Source organism: Pseudomonas sp. JS3066 (genome assembly GCF_036328175.1).
GTDB lineage: Bacteria > Pseudomonadota > Gammaproteobacteria > Pseudomonadales > Pseudomonadaceae > Metapseudomonas.
This window is the reverse complement of record NZ_CP143312.1, coordinates 3,615,444-3,636,537: the sequence shown is the minus strand read 5'-3', so window position 1 is coordinate 3,636,537 and position 21,094 is coordinate 3,615,444. Positions and strand designations below refer to the sequence as shown.

The window sequence follows — 21,094 nt, the reverse complement described above, 5'->3', positions numbered from 1 at the left end:
CGATGGAGGCTCTCGACGCTCTGCTTAACCGCGTATCCCTGGCTCGCCTGCAGGCACCCGCCCCGGACGCCGCCCAGCGCGAGGTGCTGTTCCGCGCGGCCTTGCGTGCACCAGACCATGGCTATCTGCGTCCCTGGCGCTTCCTGACCATCGAAGGCGAAGGTCGCGAGAAGCTCGGTGAGCTGTTCGTGTCCGCTGTGCTCGCCAAGGATGCCCAGGCGTCGGAAGCCGCTACTACCAAGGCGCGCAATATGCCGCTGCGGGCACCCCTGATGGTCGTGGTGATCGCTACCTTGCAGGCCGGCCACAAGGTGCCGGAAGTCGAGCAATTGCTGTCGGCCGGTTGCGCCGCTCACGGCATGCTGCTGGCCGCTCATGCGCTTGGACTGGGGGCCATCTGGCGTACCGGCGAGATGGCGTATGACCGCACCGTCGCCACCGGCCTCGGGCTGGCCGAGAACGAGCGGGTGGTGGGTTTCCTCTACCTGGGCAGTGTCGAGGGTGAGCGCCGTGCACCGCCGGAACTGGCTTCGGCAGACTTCGTTCAGGCCTGGGGCTGATCAGGCCTTCAATACAGTGGGTAACTCCAGGGTGGCGATGAAGCCGCCCTCGGGGTGATTGCCCAAGGACAGGCTGCCGCCGTGGCGCTCCACTGCCCGACGGGCGATGGCCAGTCCCAAGCCATGGCCAGCTCCGGTCTGATTGGGGGCGCGGAAGAAGGGTTCGCCCAGCAATGCCAGGTGTTCGTTGGCGGCACCTGGGCCGTGGTCGCGGACCTGGATCACCAGGCTTCCTTCCTGTTCCTTGACCGTTACTTCCACCGGCTGCCCTAGGGGATTGAAGCGCAGGGCGTTGCGCAGCAGGTTGTCCAGCGCGCGTTCCAGCATGTCGGGCCAGCCCTCGACTTTTGGGTCGCCGGTGCAATCGATGCGGACTTGCTGGTCCGGCGCCAACAGTCGGGCGTCGTCCTTCAGCTTTTCCAGCAGTGGCCGCATTGTGATCGGACGGTGAGCGCCAGGTTCCGCATCGAGCCGGGCCAGGGCGAGGATTTCGCTGATCAGGGCTTCGAGGCGGTCGCATTCCTGGCCCAGGCGTGGCCACAGGGCGTCCCGTTGATGGGGCTCGGCGCGCTCGGCCAGCGCCAGGGCGATGCGCAGACGCGCGAGTGGCGAGCGCAGTTCGTGGGACACGTCGCGCAGGAGTTGGCGCTGGCTGCCAATCAAGCCTTGCAGGCGTTGCCCCATGCGGTTGAAGTCGCCGGCCAGAACGCCTAGCTCATCCCGTCGACGTGCCAGGCGCGCCAGGCTGTCTTGCTGGTAAGCCGTCTGGCCGAGGTCGTGTACGGCGCGGCGAAGGCGGTCCAGCGGCCGGGTGATGGACAGGGTGAGGGCCAGGCTGAACAGCGTCAGTACTACCAGGGCGATGCCCAGCGCGCTAAAGGGCCACAGCAGGCTGCCGCGGTGCCAGGCATCCAGTTCGCGGTAGGGAATGCGGTAGATGAGCAGATAGGACTCGCCGCTGGCTGGGCTGGTGTATTCCTCGGTCAGGCGACGCCAGGGCAGTCGGCGCGAGTTCTGCTGGCGGGCCTCGAAGGCCGCAGCACGCGGAGGGAACGTACCTTCTACTACCGGTTGGCCGGTGTCGTTGAGTATCTGAATGTCGATCCGTGCGCGATGACGGAAGTGCTCCAGGTATCGCTGCGTGTCGTGCGGGCCTTGCCCTTCATAGCGCTGCACGAGGCGCTCGGCCAGCCCCTGGAGGGTGGGGTGGTGACTGAGGATCCAGGCATCCTGGTTGAGGGCGCGGCCCAGCAGGATGGACAGGCCGGCTACCAGGGCCAGCGCCAGCCAGAGGGTGGCCAGGATTCTCCAGAAGAGTGAACGCACGGGGTTGCTCCTGAACGGCAAAACCCATCAGGCCGGCTGGCCTGATGGGTGTGTGGTCGGTGCCTGCGGCGGATGCCGCAAGGCGATTACTGGGCCTTCTTGTCCTTCTCGGCCTTCCAGGCTTCGAACTCGGCGCGTTCAGCGCGACGTTCTTCCATTTTCTTCTGGATGTCGTCGAAGGTCTTCTGCTGATCGGGCTTGAGCTGAGCGCGGATGGCTTCGCGGTTCTTGGTCTCGGCGGCCTTCAGTTCGTCCTGCATGGCCTTCTTCTCGGCAGCCGGCAGCTTGTCCAGGTAGCGCTGAGTGATGTCGTGACGGGATTTCATCTGGTCGCGCATCAGCTTGCCGATCTCATGGCGCTGTTCCTGGGTCAGGTTCAGTTCCTTGAACATGTGGCCACCGAAACCGCGCTCGTGGCGCGGGCCGCCTTCCGGCATGGCCATGGCCAGGGTCGGCAGGGTAGCGGCGAGCAACAGGGCGGTAAGGGTCTTGCGCATGGTGGTTCTCCTAGTCTCGATTCCGGCCGGTTGCCGGATGTGCCCAGTCTAGGGATGGCAAGGTCAAGGGTGGTCAGTCGTGGGTAAAGGCTGGGTAAAGACGCAGAGCCTGATGACGATCTGCTGCGCGAGATCGTAAACAGACTCTCAGGCGCTGTAGTAGTAGCCGCGACTGCGCAGCGCGAGGATGCGAGGGCGCCCGTCAGCATGGGGGCCGAGCTTCTTGCGCAGGTTGCTGACATGCATGTCCAGGCTACGGTCGTAGAGGGTCAGCTTGCGGCCGAGCGCCAGCTGCGCCAGTTGCTGTTTGTCCAGTGGTTCGCCGGGTTGACGCAGCAGGGCTTCGAGTAGGCGGCCTTCGGAGAGCGTCAGGGTCACCTCGTGATTGCCAATGGTGACGACGCCCCGCGCCGGGCTGTAGCAGAGGTCGCCCAGCTCCAGTTGGCTGGATGGTTGCGGCGGCTGGCTGCGGCGAAGCACGGCGCGCAGGCGGGCGGTGAGCTCGCGGGGGTCGCAAGGCTTGGCCAGATAGTCGTCGGCGCCCAGCTCCAGGCCGAGGATGCGGTCCAAGGGTTCGCCCCGGGCGGAGAGCATGAGGACGGGCAAATCCGGATGATCGCTGCGCAACTGCTTGAGCAGTTCCAGGCCGCTACCGTCCGGCAGCATCACATCCAGCACCACTGCGGATGGCGCGTGCTCCGCCAAGGCGGTACGTGCCGAGTGGCCGTCATGGCAGGCGCGGACGACGAAGCCCTCTTGGCTGAGCCAACTGATCAGGAGCTCGCAGAGTTCCTGATCGTCATCGATAAGCAGCAGTTCACTCATGGTGCGGTCAGTTGATCCATTGGCGGCGCTGGCGACGCCCGCCGCGGGCGATCAGGCCGGTAAACAGGGAGAGCAGGGCAACGCCGCCGCCCACCGCGAACCAGGTCTGTTGCTCGCTCAGCAGGCGCGGCGCTTGCGAGGCCTGTGCTTCCTTGAGTTGCAGCTTGAGGCGCTGGTTTTCCTGACGCAACCGGGTGAGCTGGGCGTTCTCGCGCTCATTGCCGACAGCTTCGACCTGGGTGGTCAGTTCGTTGCGCAGACGCTCGCTTTCAGCCAGTTGCCGCTGCAACTGGTCGACCTGGGCGAGCAGGGCGTCGTTGGCGGCAATGGGCTCTCGGGCAGCTTCCGTCATCACCGGAGTGCTTTCCGTCTCCGGTGTTGCAGGTTGGAGTTCTTCAGCCTGGGCCAGGCTGCAGAGCAGCGCGGCGGTTAACAGCAGGGGCAATTGACCGACGTGCATGGGAACTCCTTTTTCCTGGCAGGGGCTGACTGATAGAAGGTGCTGGCTTAGGGGAATACCTGCTTGAACGGCTTGACCACAACGTCGGCATAGACGCCGGCGGCGCGATACGGGTCGGCGTCGGCCCAGGCCTTGGCCGCCTCGAGGGAGTCGAACTCGGCGACGATCAGGCTGCCGGTAAAACCTGCACTGCCCGGATCATTGCTGTCGACCGCAGGGTGCGGACCGGCCACCACGATGCGGCCTTCGGCCTTCAGCTGCTCCAGGCGTGCGAGGTGCGCGGGGCGGGCAGCGAGACGATTTTCCAGGGAATTGGCAACGTCGGTGGCGATGATGGCGTAGAGCATGACAGTCCTTATTGTTGAGGCTTTTCGGTTTCGCCGTCATGGATATGACGGGCCAGGTAGACGCCTTGGCCAACCAGGAAGAGCACGGTCATGCCGAGGCTGCCGAAGACTTTGAAGTCGACCCAGAACTCGTGGAAGGTGAAAGCCACGAAAAGGTTGGCGAAGCCGCAGACCAGGAAGAATGAGATCCAGGCCAGGTTCAGGCGCACCCAGATGACCTGCGGCAGGCTCAGGGCGTGGCCCATCACGCGCTGGATCAGGGGTTTGTCACCGATGAAGTGGCTGCCGGCGAAGGCCAGGGCGAAAAGCCAGTTCACGACCGGCGCTTTCCATTTGAGGAAAGTCTCGCTGTGGAAGGCCAGGGTCATGCCGCCGAAGACCAGGCAGGCGACCAGAGTCAGCCACTGGCCTTTTTCCAGGCGGCGCTGGTGAAGGAAGATGGCGCCATAGACGATCACCGAGCTGATTATCAGAACGGCTGTGGCACTGAAAATACCGCCTAGCATATAGGTGTGCCCTGCCAGTTCGACGGCACGCGGTTCCAGTTTGTAGACGATGAAGAAGAGGACAAGCGGGATGAAGTCGATGAATTGTTTCACGGCAGCAGCCAGAAGCGGGATGTGGCGGCATAATAACAAACCATTCCCCTAGCGAAAGCAGACCCCATGCAGATCGACCTGCATTGCCACAGTACGGCCTCCGACGGTGCCCTGGCCCCCGCGGCCCTGGTCGCCCGCGCCCATGAGCGGGGGGTTCGCCTGTTGGCGCTGACCGATCATGACACCCTGGAGGGATTGGACGAAGCCCGCGAAGCGGCCGTGGCGCTGGACATGCAGCTGATCAACGGTATCGAACTGTCCTGCACCTGGGGGGGCGCCACCATCCATGTTCTGGGATACGCCTTTGCCGCTGATGCGCCTTCTCTACTGGAGGCCATTGCCAGCCTGCATCACGGGCGTTGGGCTCGGGCAGAAGAAATTTCCCGACGCCTCGCCGCCAAAGGCATGCCGGGAGCGTTGGAAGGTGCGCGCGCGGTGCAGCAGGAGCTAGGCGACAGCGGCAATGCACCGGCGCGCCCGCACTTCGCTGAGTTCCTCGTTCGAGCGGGCCATGTGCGCGACCGCGCCGAGGCATTCCGCAAATGGCTGGGAGCCGGCAAGCTGGGCGATGTGAAACAGCACTGGCCGACCCTCGCCGAAGCGGTGGGCACCTTGAGTGCCGCCGGCGCCTGGATCAGCCTGGCGCACCCCTGGCAGTACAACTTCACCGGCGCGAAACGACGCAAGCTGGTGGCGGACTTCATTCAGGCCGGCGGTCACGCACTGGAAGTCGTGAATGGCCTGCAGCCGGCGGACCAGGTGGGAAGCCTGGCCGTGCTCGCGCGCGAATTCGGCATGTTGGTCAGTGCCGGTAGTGACTTCCATGCACCCTGCGATTGGTCGGAGCTGGGCATGTACCGACCCTTGCCGGATGATCTGCCGCCGATCTGGGGGCGCTTCCGCCATGCACACAGCCCTACTGCTGCCCTCTGAACAGGGAGACGTTGTGAGTCAATTTTTCCAGGTACACGCGGAGAATCCACAGCCGCGCCTGATCCGGCAGGCCGTGGAAATCATCAAGGCGGGCGGGGTGATCGTCTATCCCACCGATTCCTCTTACGCCCTGGGGTGTCTGATTGGTGACAAGGGCGCAGTGGAGCGCATTCGCCGACTGCGCCGACTGGACGAGAAGCACAACTTCACCTTGCTCTGCCGCGATCTCTCCGAGATCGGTGTGTTCGCCAAGGTGGATACCACAGCGTTCCGTCTCATCAAGGCACATACGCCGGGGCCCTACACCTTCATCCTCAATGCCACCCGTGAAGTGCCGCGCATGTTGATGCATCCGAAGCGGCGCACGATTGGCCTGCGGGTGCCGGACCACCCCATCACGCTGGCGTTGCTGGAACAGCTGGGTGCGCCGCTGATGAGCACTACCCTGATCCTGCCGGGGGAAGATTTGCCGATGAGTGATCCCTACGAGATGCGGCAGATCCTCGAGCACCAGGTGGACCTGATCATCGATGGCGGCCACGGTGGCATGGCCGCCTCCACTGTCATCAACCTGTCGGAAGGCAAGCCAGACGTGGTACGAGTGGGCTGCGGTGACCCGCAGCCCTTCCTCGATGAGGAGTGACGGCGTCGCTCAAAGCAGGATCGCCACCAGGATGATCACCAGCAGGATGATGATGAAGTCGGTAGTGCTGATGTTCCCGCCTGTGGGCACTGAGTCCATCTTCTGCGCCAATTGGGCCGCCTCCGCGCTGGTCAGGGCCTGCGCCCTGGCACGGGCCGTAGCGGCATCCACGCCCATTGCGCGCATTTGGTCCTGAACTTCGGATTTGCTCAGAAAAGCATCGATTCTTGCGTGATCGGTGGATTGCGGCTGGGCGGAGACTGCTTCGTCCGTGCCGATCATGCCCGCCTGTGCCGTAGTTACGGGCACGACGGCGAGGCAGAGGGACACCAGGAAGGCACTGAACATCAGGGTAAAGAGTTTCATCGGAACCTCCATGAGCCTTTGGCTCCAGACCTGACCAGGGGTGCTGCGTCACACTTTTTAAGTCTGGCACATGGTGCTAACTTGCCCGTTTTCCCGCCCACCGGTCCTTGTCGATGGGCCTCACCCCCCGGAAGTAGCGCCGCAGCGAGAGCAATAGATGCACGAAACACCGCCATCCGAGTCGCCAGATCCCCAGGCGGGTGCTCAACAGGAGCTGCCCTTTGCCCTGGTGTACGGCCAGGCGGTAACCGAGCTGCCGCAGGACCTCTATATTCCGCCGGATGCCCTGGAGGTTTTCCTCGAGGCTTTCGAAGGTCCCCTTGACCTGCTGCTGTATCTGATACGCAAGCAGAACATCGACATCCTCGACATCCCGGTGGCAGCCATCACCCACCAGTACATGGCCTATGTCGAGCTGATGAAGTCGGTGCGCCTGGAGTTGGCCGCCGAGTATCTGGTGATGGCCGCCATGCTGGCCGAGATCAAGTCACGCATGCTGCTGCCGCGCTCGAACGAAGCGGAGGAAGAGGAAGACGATCCGCGTGCCGAACTGATTCGCCGTCTCCAGGAATATGAACGCTTCAAGGCCGCGGCCGAAGGCATCGACCAGTTGCCGCGGGTAGGGCGTGACGTCACCGTGCCGCGGATCGATGCTCCAGAGGCGCGGGCGCGCAAGCTGTTGCCGGACGTCGCACTGGAAGAGCTGCTGCTGTCCATGGCCGAAGTGCTGCGCCGCGCCGACATGTTCGAAAGTCACCAGGTAACCCGCGAGGCATTGTCCACTCGCGAGCGTATGAGCGAAGTGCTGGAAAAGCTCAAGGGTGGCGCCTTCGTACCCTTCGTCATGCTGTTCACTGCGGAGGAGGGCCGCCTCGGAGTCGTGGTCACCTTCATGGCCGTGCTGGAACTGATCAAGGAACAGTTGGTGGAACTCGTGCAAAATGAGCCCTTTGCCCCCATCCACGTGCGCGCCAGGGCCGAGTAGATGAATCTCAACGACCCCAACGACCTCGCCTCGCTGCTGGAAGCCTTTCTCCTGGCGTCCGGCAAGCCCTTGTCGCTGGAGCGCCTGGCCGAACTTTTTGAAGAGGCCGAACGGCCCGAGTTGTCGGTGATTCGTGCCGCCCTGGCGATTCTGGCCAAGAGCTGCGAGGGGCGTGCGTTCGAACTGCGCGAAGTGGCCTCCGGCTATCGCCTGCAGGTGCGCGAGCGATTTTCGCCCTGGGTCGGCCGACTTTGGGAGGAGCGCCCGCAGCGCTACTCCCGCGCCATGCTGGAAACCCTGGCTTTGGTGGCCTACCGGCAACCCATCACTCGGGGCGAGATCGAGGACATCCGGGGCGTCGCGGTCAACAGCCAGATCGTCAAGACGCTGCTGGAGCGCGAGTGGATCCGCGTAGTCGGTTATCGCGACGTACCCGGAAAACCGGCGATGTTCGCTACAACCCGCGCTTTCCTCGACCACTTCAACCTCAAAAGCCTCGAAGAACTTCCACCGCTGGCTGCCCTGCGCGAGTTGGAGCCCGAGCCGGTGCTGGCTCTGGAGGACGGTGAGGCGCCGGTGCCCGATGGTCTGCAGGCCCGCGCTGATGCCGAGCAGCCGACCGAGCCGCGTGAAGAAACCAGTTTCCGTTCCCTGCTGGCCGAGCTGGACATCATGGAAGAGGGCCTGAAGACCGACTTCGACGACCTGTTGCGCACCGAGGCTGATGAAGCGGACACCGTTGCCGCTGAACAGGACGGAGAGTCGCTGCCGGACGAAACCCTGCATTGACACCACCGGTCAGCGGAAGGGCTGACGTCGGGACTTTGCTCAACTAGCCTGAGTGCCACCGGCCGCGTATGATGCGCGGCCGTTTTACTGATACACCGGGAGGTGCCCAGATGAGTGAAGTCGAATTCAGCCCCGCAGGGGAAAAACTGCAGAAGGTCCTGGCCCGTATGGGGTTGGCCTCGCGCCGCGATATCGAAGCGTGGATCACTGAAGGCCGGGTAAAGGTCAACGGCGAGGCCGCTACCCTTGGCCAGCGCGTCGATACCCATGACGCCATCAGCGTCGATGGTCGCCTGCTCAAGCGCGAAGAAGAGGTCGAGAGCGTCCGCCGCGTCCTGATCTACAACAAGCCCGAAGGCGAAGTCTGCACCCGTGACGATCCGGAAGGCCGTCCCACGGTGTTCGAGCGCCTGCCGCGCCTCAAGGCCGGTCGCTGGATCAACATCGGTCGCCTGGACATCAATACCACCGGCCTGCTGCTGTTCACCACCGACGGCGAGCTGGCCAACCGCCTGATGCACCCCTCCTACGAGATGGACCGCGAGTATGCGGTGCGTGTGCGTGGCGAAGTCACTGAGGAAATGCTGGAGAACCTCAAGAAGGGCGTAATGCTCGACGACGGCCCAGCCAAGTTCACCGACATCAAGGAAGCCCCAGGCGGCGAAGGACTTAATCACTGGTACCACTGCGTGGTGATGGAAGGTCGTAACCGCGAAGTGCGCCGTCTCTGGGAATCCCAGGGGCTGGTGGTCAGCCGCCTGAAGCGAGTGCGTTTCGGTCCCGTGTTCATCACTTCCGACCTGACCATGGGGCGCTGGCGCGAAATGAGCCAGAACGAAGTGGATATCCTCAGCACCGAAGTCGGGCTCAAGCCGGTGGCCCTCCCATCCATGAAAGGCAAGTTCCGCGAAAAGCTGGATCGCCTGCAGCGCAAGTCCGCCAAGCCTGTTGGTGCTCGCGCGCCGCGTCGTGATGACAACGAACGCCCGGCCCGTGGTCCTCGCCGTGAGGGTGATGAGCGTCCGGCTCGTGGCCCGCGCAGCGAGGGTGATGAGCGTCCGGCTCGTGGTCCGCGCCGTGAAGGCGATGAGCGTCCGGCTCGTGGCCCGCGCAGCGAGGGTGGTGAGCGTCCGGCTCGCGGTCCGCGCCGTGAGGGCGATGAGCGTCCGGCTCGTGGCCCGCGCAGCGAAGGTGGTGAGCGTCCCGCCCGCGGTCCTCGCCGTGAAGGCGATGAGCGTCCCGCTCGTGGTCCGCGTAGCGAAGGTGGCGAGCGTCCCGCCCGTGGTCCGCGTCGCGACGGTGATGAACGCCCGGCTCGTGCTCCCCGTGGCACGCCGGTGGCCGACCGTCCGCGTGACGTGAACAAGAAGCGCCCGGCCAAGCCCCAGGGTGAGCGTCCGGCCGTTGAGCTGGCCGACCGTCCGGCCCGTAAGCCCCAGCGTCCGCAGCATAAGCGCAGTGGGCCCGCTGGCGGTGACGGCCAGCGTCCGGGTTTCGGTCGTAAGCGTTGATTGACGGTGTAATGAAGAAGGGGCTCGATTGAGCCCCTTCTTTTTGTCTGTCTATTGTGCGGCGAGCACGTCGATCAGCCAGCCATGGACAGCCGATTGCGGCCTTCACGCTTGGCCACATAGAGGGCGTTGTCCGCACGACGCAGCAGGCTTTCCACCGATTCCGCAGGCAGTAGGGTGGCGCAGCCCAGGCTGATGGATAGGTCCAGCGGGTGACCTTGCGCCAGGCATTGTAGTTCGAGGATGCCCATTCGCAGGCGTTCGCCCACTATCGCGGCTGCGTCGCGGCAGGTGCCGGAGAGCAGCACGAGGAATTCCTCGCCGCCAAAGCGGAACACCATGTCGACGTTGCGCAGGCGCGATTTGAGCGTGTTGGCCACCGCTTTCAATACTTCGTCGCCGGTGCCATGACCGAACTCGTCGTTGATGCGCTTGAAGTGATCGATGTCCAGCATCAGCACTGACAGCGGCTGCAGGTTGCGACGGGCCAGGTCCACTTCGCGTTGCAGCGTCTGCTCCATGGCAATGCGATTGCCGGTGTCGGTCAGCGGATCGCGCAGGGCACTCTGGACCGCCGCACGGTAGAGCAGGGCATTACGCAGCGGGAAGAGCAGGGTGGATAGCAGGGACTCGAGCTGGTTGAGTTCGTGTTCGTCGAAGCGCTGATTGCGGCGGAAGATAAGTTCCCCCAGGTACTCACCTTCGTGAGTCAGGCGATAGCCCGCGGAGTGGCTGGAACGGTTGCCGTATTCCAGGCGCAGATCGCTGCTCTGGTGCTGATAGCCCAGGGCGTCGAGAGAGACCAGGCGCTGCACTTCGGCGAAGAACAGGCTGACGATGCGTTCCACCTCCAGGCTGGTCTGCAACTGCAGGTTCAGCTGGCGACGTAGTTCGGCCAGGCTGATTGGACGCAGCTTGGGTTGGCGCTTGCTGGAGAAGCCGAGGCGCTGCAGCTTGGCGGCGTCGAAATCGATGGTGTTGGACTGGGAGGGAGGAACCATTGAGTTGAACCTCTGACGCTATGTGCGACGACACCAGGGGTAGAGCTATTTTCGTGCCAGGAGTTTCTGGCTATTAAAAATTGCTTTAATTTCAGGTGTTTAGCTGTTATCTGCCATGTCGTGCGGCAAGCCATTGCCGGCCTGGTGGCGAAATCATGGCAATGTGATGCCGGTCACAGGGAAGCGCCGCCGGAAAACTGGCGGAGGCTGCGGCGATCGGATGACCGCCGCGGAGGGAGGTCATTGCGCGTCGAAAGCCTGGCCGTTAACACCAGCGCTGTCTGGCCCCATGAGATAGAGGTAGACAGGCATGATTTCGGCGGGTTCCGGATTGTTGTCAGGATTTTCACCGGGATAGGCCTGGGCGCGCATATCGGTGCGGGTAGCACCGGGATTGACGCTGTTGGAGCGCACGCTGGCAATGCCGTCAACTTCGTCAGCCAGGACCTGCATCAGTCCCTCGGTGGCGAACTTGGAGACCGCGTAGGCGCCCCAGTAAGCGCGTCCCTTGCGGCCGACGCTGCTGGAGGTGAAGACCACCGAGGCGTCTTTGGACAGTTTCAGCAGCGGCAGCAGTGTGCTGGTCAGCATGAACATGGCGTTGACGTTGACCTGCATGACGCGCATGAAGTTGTCGCCCGAGAGCTGCTCGATGGGCGTGCGCGGACCAAGGATCGAGGCGTTGTGCAGAATGCCGTCGATATGGCCGAATTCCGTTTCCAGGGTTGCCGCCAGTTCGTCGTACTGGTGCGGCTGGGCGGTTTCCAGGTTGAAGGGAATCACGGCGGCTTGCGGGTGGCCGGCGGCCTCGATCTCGTCATACACCGCGTTCAGGCTGGCTTCGGTCTTGCCCAGCAGAAGCACGGTGGCACCGTGGGCAGCGAAGGTCTTGGCGGCGGCGGCGCCGATGCCGCGACCGGCACCGGTGATCAGGATGACCCGGTCCTTGAGCAGATCGGGGCGGGCGGAATACTGGAACATTTGAATCTCCTACGGGGCGCTCCGGGTTTCAGCAGCTGCACAGCGCGCGGTCGAGCACTGCGCGCAGTTCGAGCGGATGGTGGACTACAACGTCGGCGCCCCAGTGCGCGGGGTTGTCGCTGGGGTGGATGTAGCCGTAGCTGACCGCAGCGGTGCGGGTGCCGGCGGCGCGGCCGGATTCGATATCGCGCAGGTCGTCACCAACGAAGAGTACTGCAGCCGGGTCCAGGTTCAGCTTGCTGCAGGCGAGCAGCAGCATTTCCGGGTCCGGCTTGCTGTTCTTTACGTGGTCGGGGCAGATCAGCACGGCGGATCGTCCGGCCAGGCCGAGCTGCTCCATGATGGGTTCGGCAAATCGCACCGGCTTGTTGGTCACCACGCCCCAGATCAGTTTGGCCTGTTCGATATCCGCCAGAAGCTCGTCGATGCCGTCGAACGGACGGGTGAGCACGGCGCAATGCTTCTGGTAGCGCTCCAGGAATTCCAGGCGCAGGGGTTCGAACTCCGGGGATTCCGGGTCCATCTCGAAGGCGCAGGCGACCATGGCGCGGGCGCCGCCGGAAACCACGTCGCGGATCGCCTTCTCGTCCCGGGCTGGTAGGCCGCGTTCAGCGAGCATGGACTGGCAGATAGCAATGAAGTCCGGCGCCGAGTCGAGCAGGGTGCCGTCCATATCGAAAAGTACCGCTTGAAGACGCATGCCGGTCATTCCTCGCGCAGGGTCTGGATCATGTAATTGACGTCGACGTCTGCTTCCAGCTTGTAGTGCTTGGTAAGCGGGTTGTAGGTCAGGCCGATGATGTCCTTCACCGAGAGGCCGGCGGCGCGGCTCCAGGCGCCGAGTTCTGACGGGCGGATGAACTTCTTGAAGTCGTGGGTGCCGCGCGGCAGAAGGCGCATGACGTACTCGGCGCCGACGATGGCGAAGAGGTAGGCCTTGGGATTGCGGTTGATGGTGGAGAAGAATACCTGTCCGCCCGGCTTGACCAGGGTGTAGCAGGCGCGAATCACCGAGGCCGGGTCCGGCACATGTTCGAGCATTTCCATGCAGGTGACCACGTCGAACTGGCCAGGCATCTCGGCAGCCAGTGCTTCGGCGGTGATGCGGCGGTACTCCACCGGTACGCCGGATTCCAGCTGGTGCAACTGGGCGACCGCCAAAGGCGCTTCGCCCATGTCGATGCCCGTCACGGTGGCGCCACGCTGGGCCATGGATTCGCTGAGGATGCCGCCGCCGCAGCCGACGTCCAGCACTTTCTTGCCGGCCAGCTTGACGCGCTCGTCAATCCAGTTGACTCGCAAGGGATTGATGTCGTGCAGGGGTTTGAACTCGCTCTCGCGGTCCCACCAGCGGTGGGCGAGGGCCTCGAACTTGGCGATTTCGACGTGATCGACGTTGGTCATGGAATGTCCTCGAAACAGAATTCAGCGGCCGGCGATGCGTTCGCCCCAGGCGCGGGCAGTGGCGCCCAGGCGCTCTTCGTCCAGGCGCGTCAGGCGGCCGTCGTCCAGCAGTTGCCTGCCGTCGACCCAGAGGTGCCGCACCGAATCGCGCCCGGTGGCATAGATGAGTTGGGAAACCGGATCGTAGACCGGTTGCTGGGCTAGCCCGGAAAGGTCGAAGGCTACCAGGTCGGCGGCCTTGCCCAGTTCCAGCGAGCCGGTGTCCTGCTCAATTCCCAGGGCCCGCGCACCGTTAAGGGTGGCCATCCGCAGCGCGCGATGGGCATCCAGGGCGCTGGCCGAGCCAGCTACCGCCTTGGCCAGCAGGGCGGCTGTGCGGGTTTCGCCGAGCAGGTCCAGGTCATTGTTGCTGGCCGCGCCATCGGTACCGACGGCGACGTTCACGCCGGCTTGCCACAGACGCTCTACCGGGCAGAAGCCGCTGGCCAGCTTGAGATTGGATTCGGGGCAGTGAATCACGTTGCTGTTGCTTTCCACCAGCATGGCCAGGTCGGAATCGTCCACCTGGGTCATGTGCACGGCCTGGAAGCGCGGGCCCAGCAGGCCGAGGCGCGCCAGGCGGGCCATGGGGCGTTCGCCGCGTTGTTCCAGGCTTTGCTTGACCTCGAAGGCGGTTTCCTGAACGTGCATATGAATGCCGGCGTCCAGTTCCTCTGCCAGTACGCGAATGCTCTCCAGTTTGTCATCGCTGACGCTATAGGGTGCGTGAGGGCCGAAGGCGACCTTGATGCGAGGGTGGTGCTTGAGATCGCTGAACAGCTCGACGCCACGGCGAATGGCCTCGGCGGAGTCGGCGGCGCCGGGAATCGGGAAATCCAGCACCGGAATGGCCAGTTGCGCCCTGATGCCTGTCGTGTGGATGACGGCGCTGGCCTGGGCCGGGAAGAAATACATGTCCGAGAAGCAGCTGATGCCGCCCTTGATCTGTTCGGCCACGGCCAGTTCGGTGCCGTCGCGGACAAAAGTCTCATCGACCCACTTGGCCTCGGCAGGCCAGATGTGTTCCTGTAGCCATGTCATCAACGGCAGATCGTCGGCCAGTCCACGGAACAGGGTCATCGCAGCGTGGCCGTGGGCGTTGATCAGGCCGGGAGCCAGCAACATGCCCGGCAGTTCACGGCGCTCGCGCGCCTCAACGCGCAGTGCCTCGTCCCGGGGGGCGAGCAGGGCGATGCGACCGTCGCGGATGCCTAGCGCGTGATCCCGCAGCACCACGCCGGCGGGTTCTACCGGGACTATCCAGGATGGGAGCAGGAGCAGGTCGAGCGGGGCATTGGAGCTGGGCATGGCGGCGCATCCTGGGCGCAAATCGAAGTGGCGGCAGTATACCCGAGCCAGAAGACCTCCGGCTCGCTATAATCTGCGGTTTTTCCGCGAGTTACGGGGTGGCGAGGTGGTCGATGCGTGAACAACTGTTAGCAGCCGAGAAGGTCAAGGCGATCGACTGGCGTGACGGCGTACTTCATCTGCTCGACCAGCGCGTGCTGCCTGCCGAGGAAGTCTGGCTGTCCTACGATTCCGCCGAAGGCGTCGCACAGGCCATTCGCCAGATGGTGGTGCGCGGTGCGCCGGCCATCGGTATCAGTGCCGCCTATGGCGTGGTGCTGGGCGCCCGGGCGCGTATCGCCGCCGGTGGCGATTGGCGCGCGGCGCTGGAAGCGGACTTCAAGGTGCTGTCCGAATCGCGGCCGACGGCGGTCAACCTGTTCTGGGCACTGAACCGCATGCGCGAGCGTCTGGAGCGCGTGCGTGAGGGCGAAACCCCGCTGCAGGCGCTGGAAGCCGAGGCCATTTCCATCCATCTGAGCGATCGCGAAGCCAACCTGACCATGGCGCAGCTGGGCATGGAGCTGATTCGCAAGCACCAGGGCAGTCCGCAGGCGCTGTTGACCCACTGCAATACTGGCGCCTTGGCCACCGGAGGTTTCGGCACCGCCCTCGGGGTGATTCGGGCGGCCCATCTGGATGGTCTGGTGGAGCGGGTCTATGCCGACGAAACCCGTCCCTGGCTGCAAGGCGCACGCCTGACGGCCTGGGAGCTGGCCAACGAAGGTGTGCCCGTGAGCCTCAATGCCGACGCCGCTGCAGCTCACCTGATGAAAACCGCCGGGATCACCTGGGTGATCGTCGGTGCCGACCGCATTACCGCCAATGGCGATGTGGCCAACAAGATCGGTACCTACCAGTTGGCGGTCAACGCCATGCACCACGGTGTGCGCTTCATGGTGGTCGCGCCTAGCTCCACGATCGACATGTCCCTCGAAAGCGGGGATGACATCCCGATCGAAGAGCGCGATGGCTCTGAGCTGCTGGACCTGGGTGGTCGTCGCGTCGCAGCGGAAGTTCATGCGGTCAATCCGGTATTCGATGTGACTCCGGCGGACTTGATCGATGCCATTGTGACCGAGAAGGGAGTGGTCGAGCGTCCCGACGCCGCCAAGATGGCTCAGCTCATGTGTCGCAAGCGCCTTCATTGAGCCATCAGGGCGGCTATTTCACCCTGCCGGCAGGCCGCCCGGCGGGGTAGGTGCGAGACGGTGACTGTGGTAAGCTCCGGCAGTTATTGCCGCCCCTCTGTTGAGGCGGCCCAATTGCACAGATCCTTGGCTTAACTCGTTGATTTGTCGTGAGTCGCTGCAGCATCTGGCCGCAGTGACGAGCTTCGCGCCGCTCAGGACGAGAGGGGCGGAGTTTCATCAGAAAAAGGAACCAGGCTTCTCATGGGCGAACTGGCCAAAGAAATCCTCCCGGTCAATATCGAAGACGAGCTGAAACAGTCCTACCTCGACTACGCGATGAGCGTGATCGTCGGGCGCGCCTTGCCGGATGCGCGCGACGGCCTGAAGCCAGTGCACCGTCGCGTTCTCTACGCGATGAGCGAACTGGGCAACGACTGGAACAAGCCCTACAAGAAGTCCGCCCGTGTGGTGGGTGACGTGATCGGTAAGTACCACCCGCATGGTGATACCGCGGTCTACGACACCATCGTACGTATGGCCCAGCCCTTCTCGCTGCGCTACATGCTGGTGGACGGCCAGGGCAACTTCGGTTCGGTGGACGGCGACAACGCCGCGGCCATGCGATACACCGAAGTGCGTATGTCCAAGCTGGCACACGAGCTGCTGGCCGACCTGGACAAGGAAACCGTGGACTGGGTGCCCAACTACGACGGCACCGAACAGATTCCCGCGGTCATGCCGACCAAGATCCCCAACCTGCTGGTCAACGGTTCCAGCGGCATTGCCGTTGGCATGGCCACCAACATCCCGCCGCACAACCTGAGTGAAGTCATTGACGGCTGCCTGGCGCTGATGGACAACGCCGACCTCACGGTCGACGAGCTGATGCAGTACATCCCGGGTCCTGACTTCCCGACAGCAGGCATCATCAACGGTCGCGCCGGCATCATCGAGGCATACCGTACCGGCCGTGGCCGCATCTATATCCGCGCCCGCGCCGAAATCGAAGACATGGAAAAGGGCGGTGGTCGCCAGCAGATCATCGTCACCGAGCTGCCCTACCAGCTGAACAAGGCGCGTTTGATCGAGAAGATCGCCGAGCTGGTGAAAGAGAAGAAGATCGAAGGCATCACCGAACTGCGTGACGAGTCCGACAAGGACGGCATGCGCGTAGTGATCGAGCTGCGCCGTGGCGAAGTGGGCGAGGTGGTGCTGAACAACCTCTACTCCCAGACCCAGATGCAGAGCGTCTTCGGTATCAACGTCGTGGCCCTGGTCGATGGCCAGCCGCGCACGCTGAACCTGAAGGACATGCTCGAAGTGTTCATCCGTCACCGCCGAGAAGTGGTGACTCGCCGTACCGTCTACGAGCTGCGCAAGGCCCGTGAACGCGGGCACATCCTCGAAGGTCAGGCCGTAGCCCTGTCCAACATCGACCCGGTGATCGAACTGATCAAGTCTTCGCCGACTCCGGCCGAAGCGAAGGATCGCCTGATCGCCACTGCCTGGGAATCCAGTGCCGTGGAGGCCATGGTCGAACGTGCGGGTGCCGACTCCTGCCGTCCGGAAGACCTGGACCCGCAATACGGCCTGCGCGAAGGCAAGTACTACCTGTCGCCAGAGCAGGCCCAGGCCATCCTGGAACTGCGCCTGCACCGCCTGACCGGCCTGGAGCACGAGAAGCTGCTGGCCGAGTACCAGGAAATCCTCACCCTGATCGGTGAGCTGATCCGCATCCTCACCAACCCCGAGCGCCTGATGGAAGTCATCCGCGAGGAGCTGGAAAAGGTGAAGGCCGAGTTCGGCGACGCCCGCCGCACCGAGATCGTCGCGTCCCAGGTGGACCTGACCATCGCCGACCTGATCACCGAGGAAGAGCGCGTGGTCACCATCTCCCACGGCGGCTACGCCAAGTCCCAGCCGCTGGCTGCCTACCAGGCCCAGCGCCGTGGCGGCAAGGGCAAGTCGGCCACTGGCGTGAAGGACGAGGACTACATCGAGCACTTGCTGGTCGCCAACAGTCACGCCACGCTCCTGCTGTTCTCCAGCAAGGGCAAGGTCTACTGGCTGCGCACCTTCGAAATTCCGGAAGCCTCGCGTACCGCGCGTGGCCGTCCGTTGGTCAACCTGCTGCCGCTGGACGAGGGCGAACGCATCACCGCCATGCTCCAGATCGACCTGGAAGCACTGCAGCAGAGCGCAGGTGCCGACGAGGACCTGGAAGAAAACGAAGGCGTGGTGATCGAAGGCGAAGTAATCGAAGCCGAAACCGGCGACGATGAAGGCGCCGACCTCGACGACGAACAGGACGAGCCCACTGGCGCCTACATCTTCATGGCTACCGCATTCGGTACTGTGAAGAAGACCCCGCTGGTGCAGTTCAGCAAACCGCGTTCGAACGGTTTGATCGCCCTGAAGCTGGAAGAAGGTGACACCCTGATCGCTGCGTCCATCACCGACGGCGCCAAGGAAGTCATGCTCTTCTCCGACGGTGGCAAGGTCATCCGCTTCAAGGAAAAACATGTCCGCACCATGGGCCGAACCGCCCGCGGCGTTCGCGGCATGCGCCTGCCGGAAGGCCAGAGCCTGATTTCCATGCTGATCCCGGAACAGGGCGCGCAGATCCTTTCCGCCTCCGAGCGCGGTTACGGTAAGCGCACTCCGCTGGAAGACTACCCGCGTCGCGGTCGCGGCGGCCAAGGCGTGATCGCCATGGTCACCAACGAGCGTAACGGCAAGCTGGTCGGCGCCGTGCAGGTGCAGGACGGCGAGGAGATCATGCTGATTTCCGACCAGGGCACCCTGGTACGTACCCGTGTCGACGAAGTCTCCAGCTCCAGCCGTAATACCCAGGGCGTGACCCTGATCAAGCTGGCCAAGGACGAAACCCTGGTCGGTCTGGAGCGGGTCCAGGAGCCCTCTGGTGGCGACGAGGACGACGAGCTGGAAGAGGGTATCGATGCGAACGTGGAGACCGTGGACGACGTCCAGGGTGATGACGTTCAGCAGGATGAAGCCCAACCGGCTGGCGACGAGTAATAGTTGTAGAAACGGGCAGGCCGTCGCCGGCCTGTCCATTCGGTAGGTAACAATTGGCGGGGGCATTGGTGCCCCCGCGCTACCCAGTGAGAATGGATGTGAGCAAGCGAGCCTTTAACTTCTGCGCCGGCCCGGCCGCGCTTCCGGAAGCTGTTCTGCAACGCGCCCAGGCGGAACTCCTCGATTGGCAGGGTAAAGGCCTGTCCGTCATGGAAATGAGCCACCGCAGCGACGAATACGTTGCCATTGCCGAAAAGGCCGAGCAGGACCTGCGCGACCTCCTGTCCATTCCCTCCAACTACAAGGTGCTGTTCCTCCAGGGCGGCGCCAGCCAGCAGTTCGCGGAGATCCCGCTGAACCTGCTACCGGAAGACGGCGTGGCCGACTACGTCGACACCGGTATCTGGTCGAAGAAGAGCATCGAGGAAGCCAGCCGCTTCGGTCGCGTCAACGTCGCAGCAAGCGCCAAGGGCTACGACTACTTCGCGATCCCCGGCCAGAACGAGTGGCAGCTGTCGAAGGATGCCGCCTACCTGCACTACGCCTCCAACGAAACCATCGGCGGCCTGCAGTTCGACTGGATTCCGGAAGTAGGTGACGTCCCCCTCGTGGTGGACATGTCCTCGGACATCCTCTCCCGCCCGATCGACATCTCCCGCTTCGGCATGATCTACGCCGGCGCGCAGAAGAACATCGGCCCGAGTGGCCTGGTAGTGGTCATCGTTCGCGAAGATCTGCTCGGCCGTGCCCGCGCCAACTGCCCGACCATGCTCAATTACAAGGTCGCTGCCGATAACGGCTCCATGTACAACACCCCGGCCACCTTCTCCTGGTACCTCTCGGGCCTCGTCTTCGAGTGGCTGAAAGAGCAGGGCGGTGTCGAGGCCATGGAGCAACGCAACAAGGCGAAGAAGGAACTGCTCTACGGCTACATCGACAAGAGCGCTTTCTACACCAACCCGATTGCCATCAACGCCCGCTCCTGGATGAACGTTCCGTTCCGCCTGGCGGATGAGCGCCTGGACAAGGACTTCCTCGCCGGCGCCGATGCCCGTGGCCTGCTCAACCTCAAGGGCCACCGCTCGGTAGGCGGCATGCGTGCTTCCATTTACAACGCCGTTGGCCTCGATGCAGTCGAAGCCCTGGTGGCCTACATGGCGGAGTTCGAGAAGGAGCGCGGCTGATGTCCGAGCAAGAACTCAAGGCGCTGCGCCTGCGCATCGACAGCCTCGACGAGAAGATCCTCGATCTGATCAGCGAGCGTGCTCGCTGCGCCCAGGACGTAGCGCGCGTGAAGATGGCCGCCCTGCCGGAAGGCGAGAAGCCGGTCTTCTATCGCCCGGAGCGCGAGGCCTGGGTCCTCAAGCACATCATGGATCGCAACCAGGGCCCGCTGGACAACGAAGAGATGGCGCGGCTGTTCCGCGAAATCATGTCTTCCTGCCTGGCCCTGGAGCAGCCGCTCAAGGTTGCCTACCTCGGTCCGGAAGGCACCTTCACCCAGGCTGCGGCGCTCAAGCACTTCGGCCACGCGGTGATCAGCTCGCCGATGGCCGCCATCGACGAAGTATTCCGCGAAGTGGCCGCGGGTGCGGTCAACTTTGGCGTGGTACCGGTGGAAAACTCCACAGAAGGTGCTGTGAACCACACCCTGGACAGCTTCCTCGAGCACGACATGGTGATCTGCGGTGAGGTGGAGCTGCGTATCCACCACCACCTGCTGGTGGGCGAGAACACCAAGACCGACAACATCACCCGCATCTACTCCCATGCCCAGTCCCTGGCCCAGTGCCGCAAGTGGCTGGACGCTCACTACCCGAATGTCGAGCGCGTGGCGGTGTCCAGCAACGCCGACGCCGCCAAGCGGGTGAAGAGCGAATGGAACTCCGCCGCCATCGCCGGTGACATGGCCGCCAGCCTCTATGGCCTGACCAAGCTCTGCGAGAAGATCGAGGACCGCCCGGACAACTCCACGCGTTTCCTCATCATCGGCAGCCAGGAAGTGCCGCCTACCGGCGACGACAAGACTTCGATCATCGTCTCCATGCGCAACAAGCCGGGCGCCCTGCACGAGCTCCTGGTTCCGTTCCACAATAACGGCATCGACCTGACGCGCATCGAGACCCGCCCGTCCCGCAGCGGCAAGTGGACCTACGTGTTCTTCATCGACTTCGTAGGCCACCACCGCGACCCGCTGATCAAGGATGTGCTGGAGAAGATCAACCAGGAAGCCGTTGCCCTGAAGGTGCTGGGTTCCTACCCCAAAGCGGTGCTTTGAATTCGCGACGGGCCGTTGCGCTCCAGCCTGG

General features: G+C 63.7%; 22 protein-coding genes. 10 read left to right on the top strand and 12 right to left on the bottom strand.

From position 1 onward, the window contains the following. Window positions 1-2 precede the first annotated feature (2 nt). Window positions 3-560: a nitroreductase family protein gene (locus tag SA496_RS17225; protein WP_330114193.1), complete on the top strand. Its 558-nt coding sequence runs from the start codon at window positions 3-5 to the stop codon at window positions 558-560. On the opposite strand, the gene SA496_RS17220 is transcribed toward SA496_RS17225, so the two are convergent. From SA496_RS17220 to SA496_RS17195, 6 genes are all read right to left on the bottom strand, one after another. Beyond that, a complete protein-coding gene (locus tag SA496_RS17220; RefSeq protein WP_120649997.1) occupies window positions 561-1,886 on the bottom strand; it encodes a sensor histidine kinase in 1,326 nt (441 codons plus the stop codon). 86 nt (window positions 1,887-1,972) lie between these two features. Continuing rightward, window positions 1,973-2,383 (bottom strand): LTXXQ domain protein, encoded by a 411-nt coding sequence (locus tag SA496_RS17215; RefSeq protein WP_120649998.1) that lies wholly within the window; start codon window positions 2,381-2,383, stop codon window positions 1,973-1,975. Between the two features lie 147 nt (window positions 2,384-2,530). Beyond that, the gene (locus SA496_RS17210; RefSeq protein WP_330114192.1) at window positions 2,531-3,208 is read right to left on the bottom strand and encodes a response regulator transcription factor; all 678 of its coding nucleotides are present in this window, start codon (window positions 3,206-3,208) and stop codon (window positions 2,531-2,533) included. A 7-nt stretch (window positions 3,209-3,215) separates the two neighbouring features. Continuing rightward, window positions 3,216-3,668 (bottom strand): hypothetical protein, encoded by a 453-nt coding sequence (locus SA496_RS17205; protein WP_120650000.1) that lies wholly within the window; start codon window positions 3,666-3,668, stop codon window positions 3,216-3,218. A 47-nt stretch (window positions 3,669-3,715) separates the two neighbouring features. Then, window positions 3,716-4,015 carry a YciI family protein gene (locus SA496_RS17200; protein ID WP_120650001.1) on the bottom strand — a complete coding sequence of 100 codons (300 nt, stop codon included), beginning with the start codon at window positions 4,013-4,015 and terminating at the stop codon, window positions 3,716-3,718. Between the two features lie 8 nt (window positions 4,016-4,023). Then, entirely contained in the window at window positions 4,024-4,614 is a 591-nt protein-coding gene (locus SA496_RS17195) for a septation protein A (protein ID WP_218569231.1), read from the bottom strand. Between the two features lie 66 nt (window positions 4,615-4,680). Here SA496_RS17195 and SA496_RS17190 point away from each other — a divergent pair, with 66 nt between their 5' ends. Beyond that, on the top strand, window positions 4,681-5,547 hold the full coding sequence (locus tag SA496_RS17190) for a PHP domain-containing protein (protein ID WP_120650003.1): 867 nt from the start codon (window positions 4,681-4,683) through the stop codon (window positions 5,545-5,547). A 13-nt stretch (window positions 5,548-5,560) separates the two neighbouring features. Next, the gene (locus SA496_RS17185; RefSeq protein ID WP_120650004.1) at window positions 5,561-6,190 is read left to right on the top strand and encodes an L-threonylcarbamoyladenylate synthase; all 630 of its coding nucleotides are present in this window, start codon (window positions 5,561-5,563) and stop codon (window positions 6,188-6,190) included. Between the two features lie 9 nt (window positions 6,191-6,199). On the opposite strand, the gene SA496_RS17180 is transcribed toward SA496_RS17185, so the two are convergent. Further along, window positions 6,200-6,556: a PA2779 family protein gene (locus SA496_RS17180; RefSeq protein ID WP_120650005.1), complete on the bottom strand. Its 357-nt coding sequence runs from the start codon at window positions 6,554-6,556 to the stop codon at window positions 6,200-6,202. 286 nt (window positions 6,557-6,842) lie between these two features. Here SA496_RS17180 and SA496_RS17175 point away from each other — a divergent pair, with 286 nt between their 5' ends. From SA496_RS17175 to rluB, 3 genes are all read left to right on the top strand, one after another. Further along, window positions 6,843-7,541: a segregation and condensation protein A gene (locus SA496_RS17175; protein WP_162945884.1), complete on the top strand. Its 699-nt coding sequence runs from the start codon at window positions 6,843-6,845 to the stop codon at window positions 7,539-7,541. Beyond that, window positions 7,542-8,330, top strand: a complete 789-nt coding sequence (gene scpB / locus SA496_RS17170) for an SMC-Scp complex subunit ScpB (RefSeq protein ID WP_330114191.1) — start codon at window positions 7,542-7,544, stop codon at window positions 8,328-8,330. Between the two features lie 110 nt (window positions 8,331-8,440). Next, window positions 8,441-9,841 carry a 23S rRNA pseudouridine(2605) synthase RluB gene (rluB, locus tag SA496_RS17165; protein ID WP_120650008.1) on the top strand — a complete coding sequence of 467 codons (1,401 nt, stop codon included), beginning with the start codon at window positions 8,441-8,443 and terminating at the stop codon, window positions 9,839-9,841. Between the two features lie 74 nt (window positions 9,842-9,915). Here rluB and SA496_RS17160 read toward each other — a convergent pair whose 3' ends face one another. The 5 genes from SA496_RS17160 to SA496_RS17140 all read right to left on the bottom strand — a co-directional run bounded on the left by SA496_RS17160 (window position 9,916) and on the right by SA496_RS17140 (window position 14,574). After that, window positions 9,916-10,842, bottom strand: a complete 927-nt coding sequence (locus SA496_RS17160) for a GGDEF domain-containing protein (protein WP_120650009.1) — start codon at window positions 10,840-10,842, stop codon at window positions 9,916-9,918. Between the two features lie 240 nt (window positions 10,843-11,082). Then, window positions 11,083-11,823: a YciK family oxidoreductase gene (locus SA496_RS17155; protein ID WP_120650010.1), complete on the bottom strand. Its 741-nt coding sequence runs from the start codon at window positions 11,821-11,823 to the stop codon at window positions 11,083-11,085. A 28-nt stretch (window positions 11,824-11,851) separates the two neighbouring features. Continuing rightward, complete coding sequence (mupP, locus tag SA496_RS17150) at window positions 11,852-12,532, bottom strand: N-acetylmuramic acid 6-phosphate phosphatase MupP (protein WP_174235565.1); 681 nt, start codon at window positions 12,530-12,532, stop codon at window positions 11,852-11,854. Beyond that, window positions 12,529-13,227 (bottom strand): bifunctional 2-polyprenyl-6-hydroxyphenol methylase/3-demethylubiquinol 3-O-methyltransferase UbiG, encoded by a 699-nt coding sequence (ubiG, locus tag SA496_RS17145; RefSeq protein ID WP_120650012.1) that lies wholly within the window; start codon window positions 13,225-13,227, stop codon window positions 12,529-12,531. Before ubiG ends, mupP begins: the two co-directional genes overlap by 4 nt. A 21-nt stretch (window positions 13,228-13,248) precedes the next feature. Next, window positions 13,249-14,574 (bottom strand): TRZ/ATZ family hydrolase, encoded by a 1,326-nt coding sequence (locus SA496_RS17140; protein WP_330114190.1) that lies wholly within the window; start codon window positions 14,572-14,574, stop codon window positions 13,249-13,251. A 113-nt stretch (window positions 14,575-14,687) separates the two neighbouring features. Here SA496_RS17140 and mtnA point away from each other — a divergent pair, with 113 nt between their 5' ends. The 4 genes from mtnA (at window position 14,688) to pheA (ending at window position 21,063) form a co-directional block, all read left to right on the top strand. Continuing rightward, window positions 14,688-15,764 (top strand): S-methyl-5-thioribose-1-phosphate isomerase, encoded by a 1,077-nt coding sequence (gene mtnA, locus SA496_RS17135; protein WP_120650014.1) that lies wholly within the window; start codon window positions 14,688-14,690, stop codon window positions 15,762-15,764. 243 nt (window positions 15,765-16,007) lie between these two features. Beyond that, window positions 16,008-18,785, top strand: a complete 2,778-nt coding sequence (gyrA, locus tag SA496_RS17130; protein WP_330114189.1) for a DNA gyrase subunit A — start codon at window positions 16,008-16,010, stop codon at window positions 18,783-18,785. 98 nt (window positions 18,786-18,883) lie between these two features. After that, window positions 18,884-19,969 (top strand): 3-phosphoserine/phosphohydroxythreonine transaminase, encoded by a 1,086-nt coding sequence (gene serC, locus SA496_RS17125; RefSeq protein WP_120655160.1) that lies wholly within the window; start codon window positions 18,884-18,886, stop codon window positions 19,967-19,969. Then, window positions 19,969-21,063 carry a prephenate dehydratase gene (gene pheA / locus SA496_RS17120; protein WP_120650016.1) on the top strand — a complete coding sequence of 365 codons (1,095 nt, stop codon included), beginning with the start codon at window positions 19,969-19,971 and terminating at the stop codon, window positions 21,061-21,063. The genes serC and pheA overlap by 1 nt, the downstream gene beginning before the upstream one ends. Window positions 21,064-21,094: the final 31 nt, after the last annotated feature.

What these genes read in the sequence shown, in the direction of transcription:
- SA496_RS17225 (WP_330114193.1), top strand. Translation starts at nt 3, where the DNA reads ATGGAGGCTCTCGACGCTCTGCTTAACCGCGTATCCCTGGCTCGCCTG.
- SA496_RS17215 (WP_120649998.1), bottom strand. Translation starts at nt 2,383, where the DNA reads ATGCGCAAGACCCTTACCGCCCTGTTGCTCGCCGCTACCCTGCCGACC.
- SA496_RS17210 (WP_330114192.1), bottom strand. Translation starts at nt 3,208, where the DNA reads ATGAGTGAACTGCTGCTTATCGATGACGATCAGGAACTCTGCGAGCTC.
- SA496_RS17205 (WP_120650000.1), bottom strand. Translation starts at nt 3,668, where the DNA reads ATGCACGTCGGTCAATTGCCCCTGCTGTTAACCGCCGCGCTGCTCTGC.
- SA496_RS17200 (WP_120650001.1), bottom strand. Translation starts at nt 4,015, where the DNA reads ATGCTCTACGCCATCATCGCCACCGACGTTGCCAATTCCCTGGAAAAT.
- SA496_RS17190 (WP_120650003.1), top strand. Translation starts at nt 4,681, where the DNA reads ATGCAGATCGACCTGCATTGCCACAGTACGGCCTCCGACGGTGCCCTG.
- SA496_RS17180 (WP_120650005.1), bottom strand. Translation starts at nt 6,556, where the DNA reads ATGAAACTCTTTACCCTGATGTTCAGTGCCTTCCTGGTGTCCCTCTGC.
- scpB (WP_330114191.1), top strand. Translation starts at nt 7,542, where the DNA reads ATGAATCTCAACGACCCCAACGACCTCGCCTCGCTGCTGGAAGCCTTT.
- rluB (WP_120650008.1), top strand. Translation starts at nt 8,441, where the DNA reads ATGAGTGAAGTCGAATTCAGCCCCGCAGGGGAAAAACTGCAGAAGGTC.
- SA496_RS17160 (WP_120650009.1), bottom strand. Translation starts at nt 10,842, where the DNA reads ATGGTTCCTCCCTCCCAGTCCAACACCATCGATTTCGACGCCGCCAAG.
- SA496_RS17155 (WP_120650010.1), bottom strand. Translation starts at nt 11,823, where the DNA reads ATGTTCCAGTATTCCGCCCGCCCCGATCTGCTCAAGGACCGGGTCATC.
- mupP (WP_174235565.1), bottom strand. Translation starts at nt 12,532, where the DNA reads ATGACCGGCATGCGTCTTCAAGCGGTACTTTTCGATATGGACGGCACC.
- ubiG (WP_120650012.1), bottom strand. Translation starts at nt 13,227, where the DNA reads ATGACCAACGTCGATCACGTCGAAATCGCCAAGTTCGAGGCCCTCGCC.
- SA496_RS17140 (WP_330114190.1), bottom strand. Translation starts at nt 14,574, where the DNA reads ATGCCCAGCTCCAATGCCCCGCTCGACCTGCTCCTGCTCCCATCCTGG.
- mtnA (WP_120650014.1), top strand. Translation starts at nt 14,688, where the DNA reads ATGCGTGAACAACTGTTAGCAGCCGAGAAGGTCAAGGCGATCGACTGG.
- gyrA (WP_330114189.1), top strand. Translation starts at nt 16,008, where the DNA reads ATGGGCGAACTGGCCAAAGAAATCCTCCCGGTCAATATCGAAGACGAG.
- pheA (WP_120650016.1), top strand. Translation starts at nt 19,969, where the DNA reads ATGTCCGAGCAAGAACTCAAGGCGCTGCGCCTGCGCATCGACAGCCTC.